Origin of the sequence: Bowmanella yangjiangensis (genome assembly GCF_018531185.1) — a bacterium.
Classification (GTDB): domain Bacteria; phylum Pseudomonadota; class Gammaproteobacteria; order Enterobacterales; family Alteromonadaceae; genus Bowmanella; species Bowmanella yangjiangensis.
This window is the reverse complement of the sequence record NZ_JAHDJU010000006.1, coordinates 1-15647: the sequence shown is the minus strand read 5'-3', so window position 1 is coordinate 15647 and position 15647 is coordinate 1. Positions and strand designations below refer to the sequence as shown.

General features: G+C 47.3%; 13 protein-coding genes. 7 read left to right on the top strand and 6 right to left on the bottom strand.

The genetic code is table 11. The features are described 5' to 3' along the window. Window positions 1–129 precede the first annotated feature (129 nt). From KJY73_RS21360 to KJY73_RS21350, 3 genes are read left to right on the top strand one after another with little or no spacing between them, the layout of a single operon-like run. On the top strand, window positions 130–1938 hold the full coding sequence (locus KJY73_RS21360) for an assimilatory sulfite reductase (NADPH) flavoprotein subunit (RefSeq protein WP_214345641.1): 1809 nt from the start codon (window positions 130–132) through the stop codon (window positions 1936–1938). Further along, a complete protein-coding gene (cysI, locus tag KJY73_RS21355; protein WP_214345640.1) occupies window positions 1938–3635 on the top strand; it encodes an assimilatory sulfite reductase (NADPH) hemoprotein subunit in 1698 nt (565 codons plus the stop codon). The genes KJY73_RS21360 and cysI overlap by 1 nt, the downstream gene beginning before the upstream one ends. Beyond that, complete coding sequence (locus KJY73_RS21350) at window positions 3628–4374, top strand: phosphoadenylyl-sulfate reductase (protein WP_206595894.1); 747 nt, start codon at window positions 3628–3630, stop codon at window positions 4372–4374. Before cysI ends, KJY73_RS21350 begins: the two co-directional genes overlap by 8 nt. 20 nt (window positions 4375–4394) lie before the next feature. Here the strand turns inward: KJY73_RS21350 and KJY73_RS21345 are convergent, their stop codons facing one another. Further along, the gene (locus KJY73_RS21345; RefSeq protein WP_214345639.1) at window positions 4395–5159 is read right to left on the bottom strand and encodes a TIGR03899 family protein; all 765 of its coding nucleotides are present in this window, start codon (window positions 5157–5159) and stop codon (window positions 4395–4397) included. A gap of 349 nt (window positions 5160–5508) precedes the next feature. Between KJY73_RS21345 and KJY73_RS21340 the strand changes: the two genes are divergently transcribed. Then, the gene (locus KJY73_RS21340; protein ID WP_214345638.1) at window positions 5509–7749 is read left to right on the top strand and encodes a bifunctional diguanylate cyclase/phosphodiesterase; all 2241 of its coding nucleotides are present in this window, start codon (window positions 5509–5511) and stop codon (window positions 7747–7749) included. Here the strand turns inward: KJY73_RS21340 and KJY73_RS21335 are convergent. After that, the gene (locus tag KJY73_RS21335) at window positions 7746–8369 is read right to left on the bottom strand and encodes a uracil-DNA glycosylase family protein (RefSeq protein ID WP_214345637.1); all 624 of its coding nucleotides are present in this window, start codon (window positions 8367–8369) and stop codon (window positions 7746–7748) included. The two genes, KJY73_RS21340 and KJY73_RS21335, sit on opposite strands and share 4 nt — an antisense overlap. A 99-nt stretch (window positions 8370–8468) precedes the next feature. Between KJY73_RS21335 and KJY73_RS21330 the strand changes: the two genes are divergently transcribed. Continuing rightward, window positions 8469–8780: a hypothetical protein gene (locus KJY73_RS21330; protein ID WP_214345636.1), complete on the top strand. Its 312-nt coding sequence runs from the start codon at window positions 8469–8471 to the stop codon at window positions 8778–8780. Window positions 8781–8846: 66 nt separating this feature from the next. Here the strand turns inward: KJY73_RS21330 and sthA are convergent, their stop codons facing one another. Both sthA and KJY73_RS21320 read right to left on the bottom strand, forming a co-directional pair. Continuing rightward, entirely contained in the window at window positions 8847–10277 is a 1431-nt protein-coding gene (gene sthA, locus KJY73_RS21325; protein ID WP_232848816.1) for a Si-specific NAD(P)(+) transhydrogenase, read from the bottom strand. 94 nt (window positions 10278–10371) lie between these two features. Then, on the bottom strand, window positions 10372–11493 hold the full coding sequence (locus KJY73_RS21320; RefSeq protein ID WP_214345635.1) for an acyl-CoA desaturase: 1122 nt from the start codon (window positions 11491–11493) through the stop codon (window positions 10372–10374). A gap of 140 nt (window positions 11494–11633) precedes the next feature. Between KJY73_RS21320 and fabR the strand changes: the two genes are divergently transcribed. After that, window positions 11634–12233, top strand: a complete 600-nt coding sequence (gene fabR / locus KJY73_RS21315) for an HTH-type transcriptional repressor FabR (protein WP_206595931.1) — start codon at window positions 11634–11636, stop codon at window positions 12231–12233. Window positions 12234–12242: 9 nt separating this feature from the next. Here the strand turns inward: fabR and trmA are convergent, their stop codons facing one another. Then, window positions 12243–13343 carry a tRNA (uridine(54)-C5)-methyltransferase TrmA gene (gene trmA, locus KJY73_RS21310; RefSeq protein WP_214345634.1) on the bottom strand — a complete coding sequence of 367 codons (1101 nt, stop codon included), beginning with the start codon at window positions 13341–13343 and terminating at the stop codon, window positions 12243–12245. Between the two features lie 121 nt (window positions 13344–13464). Between trmA and KJY73_RS21305 the strand changes: the two genes are divergently transcribed. Further along, the gene (locus KJY73_RS21305; RefSeq protein WP_214345633.1) at window positions 13465–14853 is read left to right on the top strand and encodes a DUF5610 domain-containing protein; all 1389 of its coding nucleotides are present in this window, start codon (window positions 13465–13467) and stop codon (window positions 14851–14853) included. A gap of 45 nt (window positions 14854–14898) precedes the next feature. Here the strand turns inward: KJY73_RS21305 and KJY73_RS21300 are convergent, their stop codons facing one another. Then, a complete protein-coding gene (locus tag KJY73_RS21300) occupies window positions 14899–15354 on the bottom strand; it encodes an RNA recognition motif domain-containing protein (protein ID WP_214345632.1) in 456 nt (151 codons plus the stop codon). Between the last annotated feature and the right edge of the window lie 293 nt (window positions 15355–15647).

Genomic DNA, 15647 nt, shown 5'->3' with positions numbered 1-15647 from the left:
AGGCTCAATAAAATTTTATATAAAAATCTGATTTTATCACTTTCTGTAATAACGAATTTGATTTAATTCTTTCCTGTTCTTAAGCCTCCTCGCTACCCTACGCTCATCGAGAATAGGGTTAGCATAATTATGTCTTCATCTACATCCCAGGCATCAGTGCCTGTTTCAGTCCTGAATGATGCACAGTGGTCCGCATTGCATCAGGCTATTGCACCACTCAATGGCAATCAGCTTACTTGGGTGAGCGGCTATCTGGCGGGACTGGCGCATGGTCATCAACCACAAGTGGCACAAGTTGCAGGAACTGCACCAGCAGGACGGCTGACCATTTTGTATGGCTCACAGACGGGTAACGCCAAAGGGGTGGCAACCGAATACAAAGCTTTTGCGGAAGCGGCTGGCCTGAGCGTTGAATTGCTCAATATGGCCGACTTTAAGAGCAAACGCTTAAAGGAAGAAACACATCTGGTGATCGTGGTTAGCACTCATGGTGAAGGTGAAGCGCCTGATGATGCAGCCGAGTTACATGAGTTTTTGGCTAGCAAGAAAGCACCCAAGCTTTCTCAGCTCAAGTACGCGGTACTGGGGCTGGGTGACAGCAGCTACGAGTTTTTCTGCCAGACCGCTAAAGACTTTGACGAGCGTTTGGCTGCCTTAGGTGCCGTGCGTTTGGCTGACCGTGTCGATTGTGATGTTGATTATGACGGCCATGTAGCCACCTGGCGTGAAGGCCTAACCGAGCTTCTGAAAGAGGAGTTGAAGTCTGCCAGTCAAGGGCAGGTCGTGCCTATGCCGGGCTTAAGCCTGGCAAGTCAGCAAGTCAGTCAGTTCAACAAAAAGAACCCTTTCACGGCTGAGCTTCTGGCATCTCAAAAAATAACTGGCCGGGATTCGGTGAAAGACATTCGCCACATAGAAATATCTCTGGATGGTTCGGGTTTGCATTATCAGGCCGGTGATGCGTTGGGCGTTTGGTTCAGCAATGATCCGAAGCTGGTGGAAGAACTCCTTAGCAGCTTGAACCTGAACGGTGATGTTCCGGTGCAAGTAGGGGATGAGCTGCTAGCGCTCAGAGAGGCATTGGTTGATAAGTTTGAGCTGACCCAAAGCTATCCCACTTTTGTCAAAGGCTATGCGGAACTGGTGAAAAATGCGTCTTTGCTAAGCTTGACCGAAGACAAAGGGGCGCTGCGTGACTACCTGGCGAAGCATCAGATTGTAGATATCGTCAAAGCCTATCCAGGCAAGATAGATGAACAGCAATTCGCGTCTTTGTTAAGACCCATTACGCCCAGATTGTATTCCATCGCATCCAGTCAGTCTGAAGTTGAAGATGAAGTACATCTGACCGTTGGTTTGGTGGAATATGAAAAAGATGGGCAAATCCGGCAAGGCGGCGCGTCTGGTTTCCTGGCCTCCAGGCTGGAAGAGGGCCAAACGGTAAAAGTATTTGTCGAGGCCAATGATAACTTCAAGTTGCCTGCTGACCCGAATACCCCAGTGATCATGGTTGGTCCCGGCACCGGCATTGCGCCTTTCCGCGCCTTTATGCAAGAGCGTGAAGCACAGGAAGCCGAAGGCAAAAACTGGCTATTCTTTGGTAACCCGAATTTTACTCAGGACTTCCTGTATCAGGTGGAATGGCAGCGTTGGGTAAAAGAAGGTCTGTTAAACAAAGTGAGTCTGGCGTTTTCTCGTGATCAGGCAGAGAAAATTTATGTTCAGCATCGTTTGCTTGAACAAGGCAAAGAAGTCTTTGCCTGGCTGCAGCAGGGCGCACATTTGTATGTGTGCGGTGATGCTAACCACATGGCCAAAGACGTGCATGATGCCTTGCTAAAGATTATCTCGGCAGAAGGCGGATTAACCGCAGAGCAAGCCGAAGCTTATTTGAATGACCTGCGCAAAGCGAAGCGCTATCAGAGAGATGTGTACTAATGAGTGACAATCAGGAACAAAAGCTTTCCGACAACGAGCGACTCAAGCGGGAGAGTAATTTCTTGCGCGGTACCATCGCGCAGGATCTTAAAGATGATTTGACCGGAGGCTTCAACGGCGACAATTTCCAGTTGATTCGCTTCCATGGCATGTATCAGCAAGATGACCGAGATATTCGTGCTGAACGTGCCAAACAAAAGCTGGAGCCCTTGCATAATGTGATGCTGCGTTGTCGTCTGCCGGGAGGCATTATTTCTCCTCAGCAATGGCTGGCCATTGATGAGTTTGCCGAGCAGCACACCTTGTACGGCAGTATTCGTTTGACAACAAGGCAGACGTTCCAATTTCATGGTGTGCTAAAGCCAAATATTAAGCCTATGCACCAAATGCTCAATCGCGTTGGTCTTGACTCTATTGCCACCGCTGGAGACGTGAACCGTAACGTGCTGTGTACGTCGAATCCTGTGGAGTCCGAGGTTCATCAGCAAGCCTACGAGTGGGCGGTGAAAATCAGTGAGCACTTGCTACCCAAGACGCGTGCCTATGCTGAGATCTGGCTGAATGAAGAGAAGCTGGAGACGACAGATGAGGAACCCATTCTGGGCAGCACTTATTTGCCGCGTAAGTTTAAGACTACCGTGGTGATCCCGCCACAAAATGACGTTGACGTACATGCTAATGATCTGAACTTTGTGGCCATTGCCGAGAATGGTCAACTTGTTGGCTTCAATGTGCTGGTGGGTGGCGGTCTGGCCATGACCCATGGTGACAAGGCGACTTTCCCGCGCAAAGCTGACGACTTTGGTTTTATCCCGCTGGATAAGACGCTGGCTGTGGCTGAAGCGGTAGTGAGTACGCAACGCGATTGGGGTAACAGAAGCGATCGTAAGAACGCCAAAACCAAGTACACCCTAGAGCGAGTAGGCGTGGAAACGTTCAAAGCTGAGGTTGAAAAACGCGCGGGTGTCACTTTTGCCCCAAGTCGTGCTTATGAGTTTACCGGCCGTGGTGACCGCTTTGGCTGGGTGGAAGGTGTGGATGGCAAACATCACCTGACGTTATTTATTGAAAACGGCCGTATTCTAGATTTTCCGGGTAAGCCCCTGAAAACAGGTTGTGCTGAAATTGCCAAAATTCATCAGGGCGATTTTCGTTTAACAGCGAATCAGAACCTGATTGTGGCCGGTGTTGCACCAGAGCAAAAGGCTGAGATTGAAAAGATTGCCCAGGAGCACGGCTTGATTGAGCCGGATGTTACCGTACAGCGTCAAAACTCAATGGCCTGCGTGGCTTTGCCCACCTGTCCTTTGGCGATGGCTGAGGCTGAGCGCTACTTACCCGGCGCGGTGACTGAACTGGAACAGATCCTGTCAAAACACGGTATGGCTGAAGAGCATATTGTCTTTCGTGTGACTGGCTGCCCTAACGGTTGTGGCCGTGCAATGCTGGCTGAAATTGGCCTGGTGGGTAAAGGTCCTGGCAAGTACAACCTGCATCTGGGCGGGGATCGCTATGGAACACGTATCCCCAAAATGTACCGGGAGAACATCAGCGAACAGGAAATTATGCAGGAGCTGGACAACCTGATTGGTCAGTGGGCTGCAAAGCGCCAGGCACAGGAAAGTTTTGGTGACTTTGTGATCCGCGCTGGCGTAGTGAAAGCCGTGGTGAATTCCGCTAAGGATTTTTATGACTAATGCCGCACTTAAAACCCAGGCAGGCTTGAGCACAGATATCAGCCGCGAAGAGTTGGCTGAAATAAATCTGCAATTGGAAGCCATGACTGCGCAGCAACGGGTGCAATGGGCGTTGACTCAGCTACCAGGGCAGGCGGTGCTGTCGTCCAGTTTCGGCATTCAGGCCGCTGTGATGTTGCACTTGGTAACCCAGGCGCAGCCAGATATTCCAGTGGTGCTGACTGACACCGGTTATCTGTTCCCGGAAACCTATGACTTTATTGATGAGTTGACACAAACCCTGAATCTGAATCTGAAAGTCTACAGTGCCGATTTGTCGCCAGCGTGGCAGGAACGTAAGTTTGGTCAGCTATGGGAGCAGGGCTTGCCTGGTATTGAAGCCTACAACAAGTTGAACAAAGTAGAACCCATGCAACGCGCCCTCAAGGAATTGCAGGTAAACACCTGGTTTTCAGGATTGCGTCGCAGTCAGTCCAGCAGCCGGGAAAAATTGCCATATCTGCAATTGACTGGTGGACGCTTCAAGGTGTTCCCGATTCTGGATTGGAGCAATAAGGATGTGCATTACTATCTGCAGGACAACGGTTTGCCTTATCATCCTTTGTGGGAGCAAGGCTATGTGTCTGTTGGCGACTGGCATACCTCAAGGCCGTTAGAGGCTGGTATGACTGAAGAAGAAACGCGCTTCTTCGGTTTAAAGCGGGAATGTGGCTTACACGAATTTGGTGATGGTATTTAAGCTGGAAGGCAACGTGGCGTTCATTGGATATTGAACGCGTTGCCTAGTATCCGCTTCAGTGCCAAGATGTATTCGGGCTGGGCCTTGGTTGGCACCAGCCTGGATAACTCAGCGCCGGCGGCGGTGAATTTATAGTAATTCAGCAAAATTCCGCGGCTGCGAGGGTTCATATGTAAGGTTTCACTACCGATCCGCCATTCATTGCGACTGACTGTGCTAAGCTCACCCGATTCAATTTCACTGCTATAAATTAAACCCAAGTCCATTAAAGCCAATAAATCTGGATAGGTCAGGCCGAATTGCGCCAGATTTAATTGCGCCCCACGTTTAAATTGCAGTAACGACAATAAGCTTGGTTTTTGATAGTAGCCAAAGAGTAATTTAGGGCTGTAGTCGCCTGTTCTGCGACAGGAAAGACTCACTGCAAGGGAGAATATGCGGGCGTCTCGTTGGGTCAACTGCTGCAATATGGTTAAACTGCGCAGAGAGAAAGAACCCGGTTGGCCAATTTCTGTGGCAAATATTTTGGCCCACAATTCCTGCATTGCGGGTGAGTGAATATTTTCCGCCATATTGATAAAACTAAAGAACCAGTCAGGGTCAAGATTGTCTTCTTGGCCCTGAGTGGGTGCATACTCTATTGCCAGATTAAGTATTCGCTCAAGGTTCTGCACCCTTCTCTGTTGCTGGATGGCTCTGCGTCTGATGGCTTTACGACTCATATCAAGCTCTAGCCCGGAGTTACCGGCAAGGCTAATACCTGTTTGCGCAAACCAATGCAGCATCCTGCTTTTTAACGCCTTGCTGGATGGCCCTGATTGCGAATGCGTGGATGTTTGTGCGGTTGCTCTTTTAGGTGCAGTACTTGGTATATTCGCAACCAGGGGAGCTTGAGATGTAGGATCAATTTTGCTCATGAAACTTTGGCCGTCTAGCTACAAACTTCCTTTTCATCTTAGGGTCTTGTGGTGAGGATGACTAGTATCGGATGTTACTTGGCTTTTGTTTTTCTGGCCGCAAGAATTAGCTGATAGCTGCTGTGTGCTTTCTTAGAGTTTCTCTTTCCTGAATATTAGGATATTGTTAGTTAAAAGAGGATGATTTGGTCTCTTGGTTCGGGTCGCGGAAAGGCAGATGAGTCAAATAAATTACGAGAACGATGAACTGATTTTTCTGGAAGAAGATGAGGTTTCTGCAGAAGAGCAAGAATCAAGCGATGCTTGGAATGTCCTTATTGTCGATGACGATGAAGAAATTCACTCAGTTACGAGATTAGCATTAGCCGATCTAGCCTTAAATGGGCGGCGTTTGAATTTCATGCATGCTTATTCAGGCGAGCAGGCCTTAAGTGTGCTCAGCGAGCATGGTAGTGACATTGCCATTGTGTTGCTCGATGTCGTGATGGAAACCGATGATGCGGGCTTGCAGGTCGCCAGACGTATGCGCGAAGAACTGCAACTCAACGAACCCCGAATTATCCTGCGAACCGGTCAGCCAGGGTACGCGCCTGAAGAAAGTGTCATCAAAGAGTATGACATCAACGATTACAAAACCAAGACCGAATTGACCCGCAGTAAACTCGTCACCACCATCATCGCTTCCCTTCGTTCTTACCAACAAATATTAACTATTAATCAAAGCCGGGTCGGGCTGGAAAAGATTATTGCATCGGCTGCCAATCTGCTCGAAGAGCATTCTATCAAAGGATTTTGCGAAGGTGTTGTCACCCAGATCAGCTCGTTGATTGGGCTAGATGCTGGCGGCGTGGTGTGTGCCAGGGCTGGTTCGGTGTTAGATAAGGACGATGATAGCGTTTATGTTCTCGGCGCAGCCGGTCCATTTGCATCGTATATTAATGAGCGCCTGGACAGCATTCACGACGAAAAAATTGTCGAGCAGGTAGCGAAGTGTTTGAAACAACGGGATCACATCTACGAAAAAGATTTTTCCGTACTGTACATGAATAGCAGTGGCTATGAAGCGGCGGTATATGTACAGGTTGGCTTTGCCATCAATGTGCTGCATCGCCAGTTACTTGAAGTGTTTATGTCCAGTATTTCTGTGGGCTATGAGAATGTGAATTTATTTCACCAGCTCAGAAATGCAGCGTTCAGGGACATGCTGACTAAGCTGCCTAATCGTAATGAATTTATCAATATGCTCGACCAGATGCAGAAAAGCAGTTTTGACCTGGATAACCAGGTTGCTGCATTGGTGGACGTCAATCACTTTTCTGATATCAACGACGGTTTGGGTCAAGATGCAGGCAACTTATTACTGATTGCCATTGCGGAACGCCTGCAAAGTGCCATGGGCCAAGACGTCAAAATGGGGCGTATCGGCGCTGACGTATTTGGTTTGATTGGCTCTGATTCTAAGGTCAACCCAGAGCAAATCTCCAAAGTTTTCAATTCCCCTTTCAAAGCAGGGGATCATACCTTACCAGTCAACGTTACAGTTGGTCTGTGTCGTTTGCTGGATGAAGAAAACAATGGCCTGAATATTCTAAAACAGTCCAATATTGCATTGAATAGGGCTAAGAAAAGCCTGACTGCTAATTACGAATATTATGCTCCCGAGATGGAGGAGAAGACCACTTGGCGTCTAGGCATGATTCGACAACTGCGTTCGGATTTTGCTGAGCGTAAGTTGGAGTTATGGTATCAGCCTCAGGTGGACTTGGTTAGTGAGTCTGTGGTCGGGATGGAAGCCTTGTTGCGTTGGCCCGCGAAGGAAGGGGGGTACGTTTCCCCAGCTGTGTTTGTTCCTTTGGCTGAGTATAGCGGGCTTATCATTGATATTGGCGCTTGGGTACTGGAAGAAGCCTGTAACAAATTACGTTTGTTGCAGGAAAGAGGATTTCCTCATTTGCGGGTCGCCGTGAATATTTCCATGCCTCAATTTCGCGATCCCGAGTTTATTTCTCTGGTTAAACAATGCCTGATTCAAACCAAGATTGATCCCAAATCTCTGGAACTGGAAATTACCGAGAGCGTGGTGATGGATGAACCACAAATTGTGGTGGATTCTCTGAAAGCTTTGAAAGAGTTTGGCGTCACTATCGCTATCGATGACTTTGGTACTGGCTTTTCGTCTATGAGCTATTTGCAAAAACTGCCATTGGATAGGTTGAAAGTTGACCGTTCATTTGTAAGTGAGGTCAATGCTGGCAAGAGCGCATTTATTGCGGAAACCATTGTGACCTTAGGTAATAAGTTAGGCTTGCAGACTATTGCCGAAGGGGTGGAGAAACGCGAACAGGCCAGTTACATGCTTCGTTTGGGCTGTGATGAAGCCCAAGGTTTCTTGTACGCCAAGCCGATGCCTTTCGACGAATTGACCGTGTTTCTTGATAACTATCAGGTAAGAAACTAATACGACGTGTGATCCTTAGCTAGTACAGCTTTCACTCTTTGCTGTAAATCTTCGAGTAAGGTATCGGCAAACCAAGGATTACGTTTCAGCCAGATGTTATTTCTTGGTGAAGGATGCGGCAGCACAAAATACTCCGGCAGATACTGCCGGTAGTTTTTCAATCGCTCAGTCAGTGTAAGTTTGTCTTGCAGATAGTATTGCTGGGCATATTGGCCAATTAGCAAGGTCAGTCTGCGCTCAGGCAATGTGTCGAGTAAGCGTTGATGCCAGGTTGGCGCGCATTCTTTGCGGGGTGGTAGGTCGCCACTTTTCCCTTTCCCTGGATAACAAAAGCCCATTGGCATGATAGCTACCTGGTGCTGATCATAAAATTTTTCACTAGGAAGTTGCAGCCATTCTCGCAAACGTTCCCCTGATGCATCGTTCCAGGGAATAGAACTTTGGTGTACTTTAGTTCCTGGTGCCTGCCCAATGATAACTAATCTTGCGTGTTCAGCCCCTCTAACGACAGGGTTAGCGCCCAAAGGTAATTCAGGTTCACACAAGCGACATTGACGAATTTCTTGTAATACAGTGATGGTTTTATCTTTCAAGCAGCCACCTTTTTGAATGATTGTCATATTTCTGTCATAAAAATGTGCTTTGGATAAATTGCATTCAAGTCAGAAAACTGCAAATATGTATATACACTCTACGATGAGTTGTTGCAGGAGTCTGTTATGCGTAAATTTACAATACTGGTTTCATTGTTGGCGGCAAGCAGTATGGTGCAAGCAGCCGAACAGTCAAACAAGCTATTTGATTGTGTTGCCTCAGATACTCTGGCGATAAATAGCGACTGTGTTGAAAGTAAAATCAACCAGAATATGCAGTACCGTGATGTACAGCAGACTATTTATCAGCGCTCAGAGTCGCAAAGCGATAATGTGATGGCCACCATCAAATTCTATCCAGAGAAATACCTGATAGAGGTGGTAGCGCATCGTGATGCACTAGAGGGTGCAGCGCTGCTCGCCGCAAACCGCAAGTAATCATTGATGACACATTAAAAAACCGGGTTAATCCCGGTTTTTTTGCTTATGTTCCTGACCAATCAACTAGAAGATTCTGTTTAAGCCATTTATTGCCGCTACTCTGTATGCTTCGGCCATGGTCGGGTAGTTAAATGTCGTATTGATAAAGTACTCGATACTGTTAGCTGGGCCTTTTTGCTGCATAATGGCTTGGCCGATGTGCACAATTTCTGAGGCGCGCTCTCCAAAACAATGGATACCGAGTATCTCTTTGCTTTCCCGGTGGAAAAGTATTTTCAGGCTGCCCACCTGAGTGTTGGCAATCTGTGCACGAGCCAAGTGTTTAAATTGGGCTCTCCCCACTTCATAGGGCACCTTCATTGCCGTCAGCTCTTGTTCGGTTTTGCCCACTGAGCTAATTTCTGGAATGGTATAGATACCGGTAGGAATATCTTCAACCAAACTTGATGGGCATCCGCCGCTTAGCATGGCTTGTGCGGCAAAACGGCCCTGGTTGTATGCCGCAGAGGCAAGGCTCGGATAGCCGATTACATCTCCTACCGCATAAATGTTGTCGACCTCGGTCTTATAGTTTTCATCAACTCGGATCTGCCCGCGAGAATCGGCTTTAATACCCAGCGCAGATAGATTCAGCATGTCTGTGTTACCGGTGCGACCATTAGCAAACAACAAACAATCAGCTCGCATTTTCTTCCCTGAGGCTAAATGCAAGATAACGGAGTCGTCGCGTCCTTCGACTGTCTCATAGGTCTCGTTGTGACGTATCACTACCCCGTTATTCCATAGGTGATAGCTAAGGGAATCTGATATTTCGGCATCCAGGAATGACAGGAGGCGGTCGCGCATGTTGACTAGATCAACTTTGACACCGAGTCCTCGGAAAATACTGGCATATTCTGAACCTATTACCCCTGCACCATAAATGATGATGGACTTGGGGTCATGCTTGAGTGACAAGATAGAATCACTGTTGTAAATACGAGGGTGGTTGAAATCTATGTCTTTAGGCGTGTAGGGGCGAGAGCCTGTGGCTATCACCATCTGTTTGGCCGTGATTTGATCGATGGAGCCATCTTCCCGGGTGATTTTCAGCGTATGGGCGTCAACAAATGCCGCTTCACCGTGGATGATTTTTACGGCATTCCTGTCGTAGAAACTGCCGCGCAACCGACTTTGCTCGCGAATGACAGAACCAGCATGTTTAAGGATTTCGCTGAAGGTCAGATGGCGGCTGCGATCGGCATCGTTAAATAAGGGGTTAGCATTGTACTCAATTAGTCGGCTTACCGAATGCCTTAATGCTTTGGAGGGAATCGTTCCCCAATGTGTGCAGCCACCGCCCACTGACTCGTGACGCTCGATGACAGCAACCTGTTTGCCCGCTTTTGCCAATTGCATGGCTGCCCCTTCACCGCCGGGGCCGGTGCCAATAACGACGGCGTCGAATTGAAAAGAGGGATGGATGTTTTGGTTAGGGATTTTGCTGGCTGGCAACGCTAAGCTCCGACAAACATATGTAGATTCATAGCGTTACCGAGATTGCGTTGGAAAGCAAGGCTTCCCTTTGGCAGGGAAGCCGACTTTAGTCTCATGCAAAGCGCAACGTGTGTACTTCCAACCAACGACGTTTTGCTAACTCCAATGTTTTTTTTAGCTCTCGGTATCTGAAATCCAGTTCCAACTTTTCGTAGTTTGCCAGCAATTCGCGCTTCTTGGCGTCAAGGCGTTGTTTCTTGATGGCGTAATAATCGGACATTTTCTGAATTAGCTGCTCATATTCAATTTGTACGCGCTCCGTCAGCAGTTGTGCATCTGGTCTGCTGGCAATCTTTCGTTGCGCGTTTTTAAGTTGCATTTCAATTCTGGCTTTCTCAATGCGTTCCTCCGGACAGCGGCGCAAACCATAAGTTAGCCCGCACCAGGAAAGTAAGCGGATTAGCCATTTGGTGGGGTCGAAATGCCACCATCTAACGCCATTTCTGTAGTCATTTTCAAAGATATGATGAAAGTTATGGTAGCCCTCTCCGAAGGTAAAAAAGGCCAAGATGCCATTATCCCGGGCGCTGTTTTTGTCAGTATAGGTTTGTCTGCCCCATATGTGTGCCAGAGAGTTAATGAAGAAAGTGACATGATGCACTATCACCAGACGCAGCACCCCAGCGATCAATAGCATGCCCCAGATATCGCCGTTCAACCAACCAAGTAACAACGGGATGCCGAAGTTAGTGGACAAGGTAATGGCGAGATAGTGTTTATGCTGCCACATCACTACTTTGTCTTTCTGCAGATCTCGACAGTTATTGTAATCATGATAGCGACTGGCCTGGTACTCTCGTAGCATCCAGCCGATATGTGAGTACCAGAAGCCGCGACCGGCTGAATAGGGATCCTTGTCATTGTCATCTACGTGTTTGTGGTGAATTCGATGATCCGAAGCCCAGTGTAAAATGCTGTTTTGCAGGGCTAAAGCCCCTCCCAACGCCAGCACAACTCTGACAATAGGGTGTGCATCATAGGCTTTGTGTGACCACAGCCTATGATAACCAGCCGTGATGGAAAGCCCTGAAAACCAGATAAGAAATATACAAGCGCCAACTTCTATGGCGTCAAAACCATGAAGGTAGGCCTCCAGCGGTACCAGAATCAAACTAATCAGGCTGGTAATAATAAACAACAGAACATTGGTAAGAATCAGAGCAGGTTTTTGCATCAGTTAAAAATTTCAGCGTACAGTTGTGCGCTAATTTAGCCAGTTCGACTTGTCTTGGCAAGCCAATGCGTTAAATCTGCTACTTTGAAGAAGCAAAATTGATGTTACACTCGTTAGCTTTTACACCTGTCCCGAATATGATGACTCGTCAGCAGCAGAAACAAAAAACTCGGCGCGCGATTATAGATGCTGCGTTTAACTTGTTGGATGAACAGCGAAGTTTGTCGAGCATTAGCTTACGAGAAGTTGCCAGGGTGGCTGGCATTGCACCGACGTCCTTTTACCGCCATTTTAAAGATATTGATGAGTTGGGGCTAACGCTGGTGGATGAAGCCGGTTTAGCGCTAAGGCAGCTGATGCGTCAGGCAAGATCAAGAATAGATGCAGGGGGTGGTGTCATCAGCACCTCTGTAAACACTTTCATGGAGTTTGTCGTCTCCAATAGTAATGAGTTCAGGCTTTTATTGCGGGAACATTCAGGGACTTCGCCTGCGTTCAGGGCTGCCGTGTTGCGAGAGATCCAACACTTTATTGAAGAGCTGACTGACTATACTGCCAGCCATACTGGGTTAAGCCGTCAACTTGCAAGCTTGCAGGCCGAGGCCATGGTGAAGTTAGTTTTTAGTGCCGGTGCTGAAGCTATCGACGCCACCGACGCCCAGCGAAAAGAGCATGCGCAAAGGCTAAATCAGCAATTGCGCTTTATTGCTAGAGGGGCGGCATTTTATGCTAGCAAGTAGAGGGCTGAATTAAGCTCTTTTTCTCAAAACAACACCACACTCCGCATGATGGGTGTAAGGAAACTGATCAAAGAGGGCAAAGCGTGTCACTTCATGGGTTTGTCCCAGTGTGTCCAGATTGTCCAACAGGGTTTGCGGGTTGCATGAGATGTACAAGATATTTGGGTAGTGGCTAACCAATTCGCAGGTATCAGGATCCAGTCCGGCTCTTGGGGGATCGACTAATACGGTTTGGCAGTCAAAGTCCTCAAGTTGTATCCCTTCAAGGCGTCTGAACTGGCGTTTCCCTTGCAGTGCCTCGGTAAATTCTTCACTTGAGATACGAATCACGGTGACATTATCGATGTGGTTCAGCTTCGCGTTGTAATTTGCTGCTTCAACCGACGCCTTTGAGATCTCTGTGGCTAATACCCTTTCAAAGTTTTGTGCCAGTGGCAGCGTAAAGTTACCCAGCCCACAATAAAGCTCGAGTAGGTCGCCATTGAGATTTCGGGTGGCATCAAGTGCCCATTCAATCATCTTGCAGTTCACTTGGGCATTAGGTTGAGTGAAGCTGTTTTCGATTTGCTTGAATTGATAGGTTCGGCCATTAATATTCAGCGCCTCAATGACATGGTCTCGTTCCAGAAGAACCATCTGCTTGCGTGACCGTCCCACCAGATCTAAACAGTATTTGTTGCGCAGAATGTCGCGAAGTTTTTGCGCTTCTTGCTGCCATTCTTCATCCAGCGGCTTGTGGTAGACCAAAGTAACCAGTATTTCGCCACTTAACGTACTGAGGTAGTCAATTTGGTAAAGCTTACGTCTTAGTGTGTCGTTGGGCTTTAACAGTTCAAGCAAATCGCCCATTACATCGTTGATCAGTTGGCTGGCTGGAGGAAAGTGATTGACGCGATATTTTTCTTTGGTTTGGCTGTCAAACATGATGTGATAAAGATCTTCCCCATCATGCCACACTCTGAATTCAGCTCGCATTCTGTAGTGTAAAGATGCAGATGGATACAACTCCAGCGGGGGCATGTTGTGATGCTCAAACAGGCCACGTAGTTGGTTGGCTTTGTCCGCCAATTGGGCGTCATATTGACGGCTATCTATCTCAGTTGGTCGCATGATACCTCCGCTTAAAGGCCGCAGATTGTAATGCCTTTAGTCCAGCACGCAAACCGCACCATGCTCAAAGTAGGATCTGTATTGATAAAATTTTAAGCATTAGACTAAAAGTTGTACAAAGTTGGCCGATAATAAGACGAGAGGTATTGAGGACATTGTTATGAATTTAGGCGAACTCAAGGCGCGGCTTGATCAGAACGCGCCTCATGTTGGCCGTTCTGAGCCAAATGGACCATCCAGGGATGATGGGGTTAGGCAATCAACGGATCAACATCAGAATGAAGTGACATTATCAAACTCGGAGCAATCCAGGCGGTTTATTGGGCTGAAGATTTTTTCCAGCGCGTTAAGCCAGTCGTTGGTACTGGATGAGCGCCGTCCGAGTCTGCCAGTGCGTAAGCCTGAGCAGGATAATAAGAGCTTATTCGATTTTGAAGAAGTTGCTAAAAACGTCTTACGCTTTGTTGGAGGGGCTATTAAGCACGCTCAGGCTAAAGGTATGGAAGATGAAAAGCTGGCTGAAATGTTTGAGCAGGCGCGCAGTGGTGTACTCAAAGGCGTGCAGATGGCTGAGAAAGATCTGGCCGGTTTTATGAATGAAGAGCTTTCCTCTGGCATTAAAAAGAGTAGGGAGCTAATAGAAGAAGGAATCAATAATCTCGAGAAAGAGATTTTTGGTACTGAAGATAAGGATAGCGATGAACAGCAAGTAGCACTTCGTTATTCAGATTCGGTCAGTTACAGCCGTCAGGATTCAAGTGAGCTCACAATACGGACTCAGGATGGTGATGAAGTTCGGATTAGTTTCGATTCTCTCCGTCAATTCGAGTTAAATCGCAGTTTGACCCTGGCACGTCAGTCTGAGCAAGCCGCAAAAGAAGAGCGCAAAGATACTCAGTCTAAGAATTCGGATATAGATGAAGAGCGGGCAAGGCAGGAAAAGTCGGAAGACAAGCTGCTGCTGAAGGCTGAGCAGCAAGTACTTTTCTATGAAAAAAATGGGTTTGGGTTCTCTGTTGAAGGTGAGTTGGACGAAGACGAGCTAAGAGCTATTGGGGATCTTGTCGATAAAACGGCTGATTTGGCAGATGAGTTCTTTAACGGAGATGTAGAGTCAGCATTTGAGCAAGCGTTGAAGCTGGGATTTGATGAAACTGAGATTACCAGTTACGCGCTACAGATGAGTCGACAGGAACAATTCAAAGTCACGCAGACCTATGAGTCAGTATTACTTGGCGACGAAAAGTTCAAGGAGATGGAGGGGTATGTAAAACCTGTCTCTCATTATCTGGACAGAATGCTAGAAGTTGTCGAGCAATCTAAGCAGGAGCTTTATGACAATTCTACCTATGACAATATTATAACTGGATTAGTTAATAAGATGCTGAAGGTGGATACGCCTGATCTACTTGATGCCATCACTAGATTCCATAACTTCAATCAGCGCTTGCAGGATAATCTGCCGCTGACACAACCTTTAGAGCCGAAAGATAAGGCACAGGATGCATAATAAAAAGGTTCGCAATGCGAACCTTTTTATTAATTGTCGTGCTGACTACTCTTCTTGTTTGTCTTTGGCCATGCGAACCTTCAATGTCCTATCCTGGAATTCTGTATCATTCAAGGTGCGGACGATGAGTTCAGTGTCACCAACCATTTCGACAAATCCGTAGCCTTTTCTTTTGCCGGTGCGTCGGTCCTTCATTAGTCTCACTGAGATAACGGTACCGTGCGGAGCAAAATGTGCTTTCACATCTTGTTCGTTGACCCGATAGGGTAAATTACCTACATATAAGGTTTTACTATCGGAGTGCTCATTGCTGTCTGTAGATGTTGAGGAAGACCTTTGGCGTAAGAATTGACCAGCTAATAAAGGCGTTAATATGCCGCCGATAACAAGGCCTAGTGCTAATGCTTGGTTTGCATTCATTGTTTGTGCAGGCAGGAGAAAATAGCCCAGCACGGCCAGCAATCCTGCAATCACTATATAAAGAAGAACCGGTGATTTCATGTAACTACCTAAAATGTAATTAGAAAAATGATGTAGCAACGCTATGTTACCGATTAATTTACATAACGCCAACTAAACGATTCACAACCATAGAACCTAGTCAAAACCAGGGCTTTCCTTAAGTTTTGTTCAATATCTGCGCGAACGAAAAGTTTTTTGCAAAAAGCAGTTGACGGCTTCGCTGAAATCTCTAGAATGCGCACCACTTCGACGGGGTAGCCCGGCAAGCCAGGAAGGCAGAAGGATTCAAGGAACGGCAAGCAACGAAAGAGTTAAAAAGTTGCTTGACACGG

Coding starts and splice junctions, on each gene's coding strand:
- KJY73_RS21360 (WP_214345641.1), top strand. CDS start 130: ATGTCTTCATCTACATCCCAGGCATCAGTGCCTGTTTCAGTCCTGAAT.
- cysI (WP_214345640.1), top strand. CDS start 1,938: ATGAGTGACAATCAGGAACAAAAGCTTTCCGACAACGAGCGACTCAAG.
- KJY73_RS21350 (WP_206595894.1), top strand. CDS start 3,628: ATGACTAATGCCGCACTTAAAACCCAGGCAGGCTTGAGCACAGATATC.
- KJY73_RS21345 (WP_214345639.1), bottom strand. CDS start 5,159: ATGCTGCATTGGTTTGCGCAAACAGGTATTAGCCTTGCCGGTAACTCC.
- KJY73_RS21340 (WP_214345638.1), top strand. CDS start 5,509: ATGAGTCAAATAAATTACGAGAACGATGAACTGATTTTTCTGGAAGAA.
- KJY73_RS21335 (WP_214345637.1), bottom strand. CDS start 8,369: ATGACAATCATTCAAAAAGGTGGCTGCTTGAAAGATAAAACCATCACT.
- KJY73_RS21330 (WP_214345636.1), top strand. CDS start 8,469: ATGCGTAAATTTACAATACTGGTTTCATTGTTGGCGGCAAGCAGTATG.
- KJY73_RS21320 (WP_214345635.1), bottom strand. CDS start 11,493: ATGCAAAAACCTGCTCTGATTCTTACCAATGTTCTGTTGTTTATTATT.
- fabR (WP_206595931.1), top strand. CDS start 11,634: ATGACTCGTCAGCAGCAGAAACAAAAAACTCGGCGCGCGATTATAGAT.
- trmA (WP_214345634.1), bottom strand. CDS start 13,343: ATGCGACCAACTGAGATAGATAGCCGTCAATATGACGCCCAATTGGCG.
- KJY73_RS21300 (WP_214345632.1), bottom strand. CDS start 15,354: ATGAAATCACCGGTTCTTCTTTATATAGTGATTGCAGGATTGCTGGCC.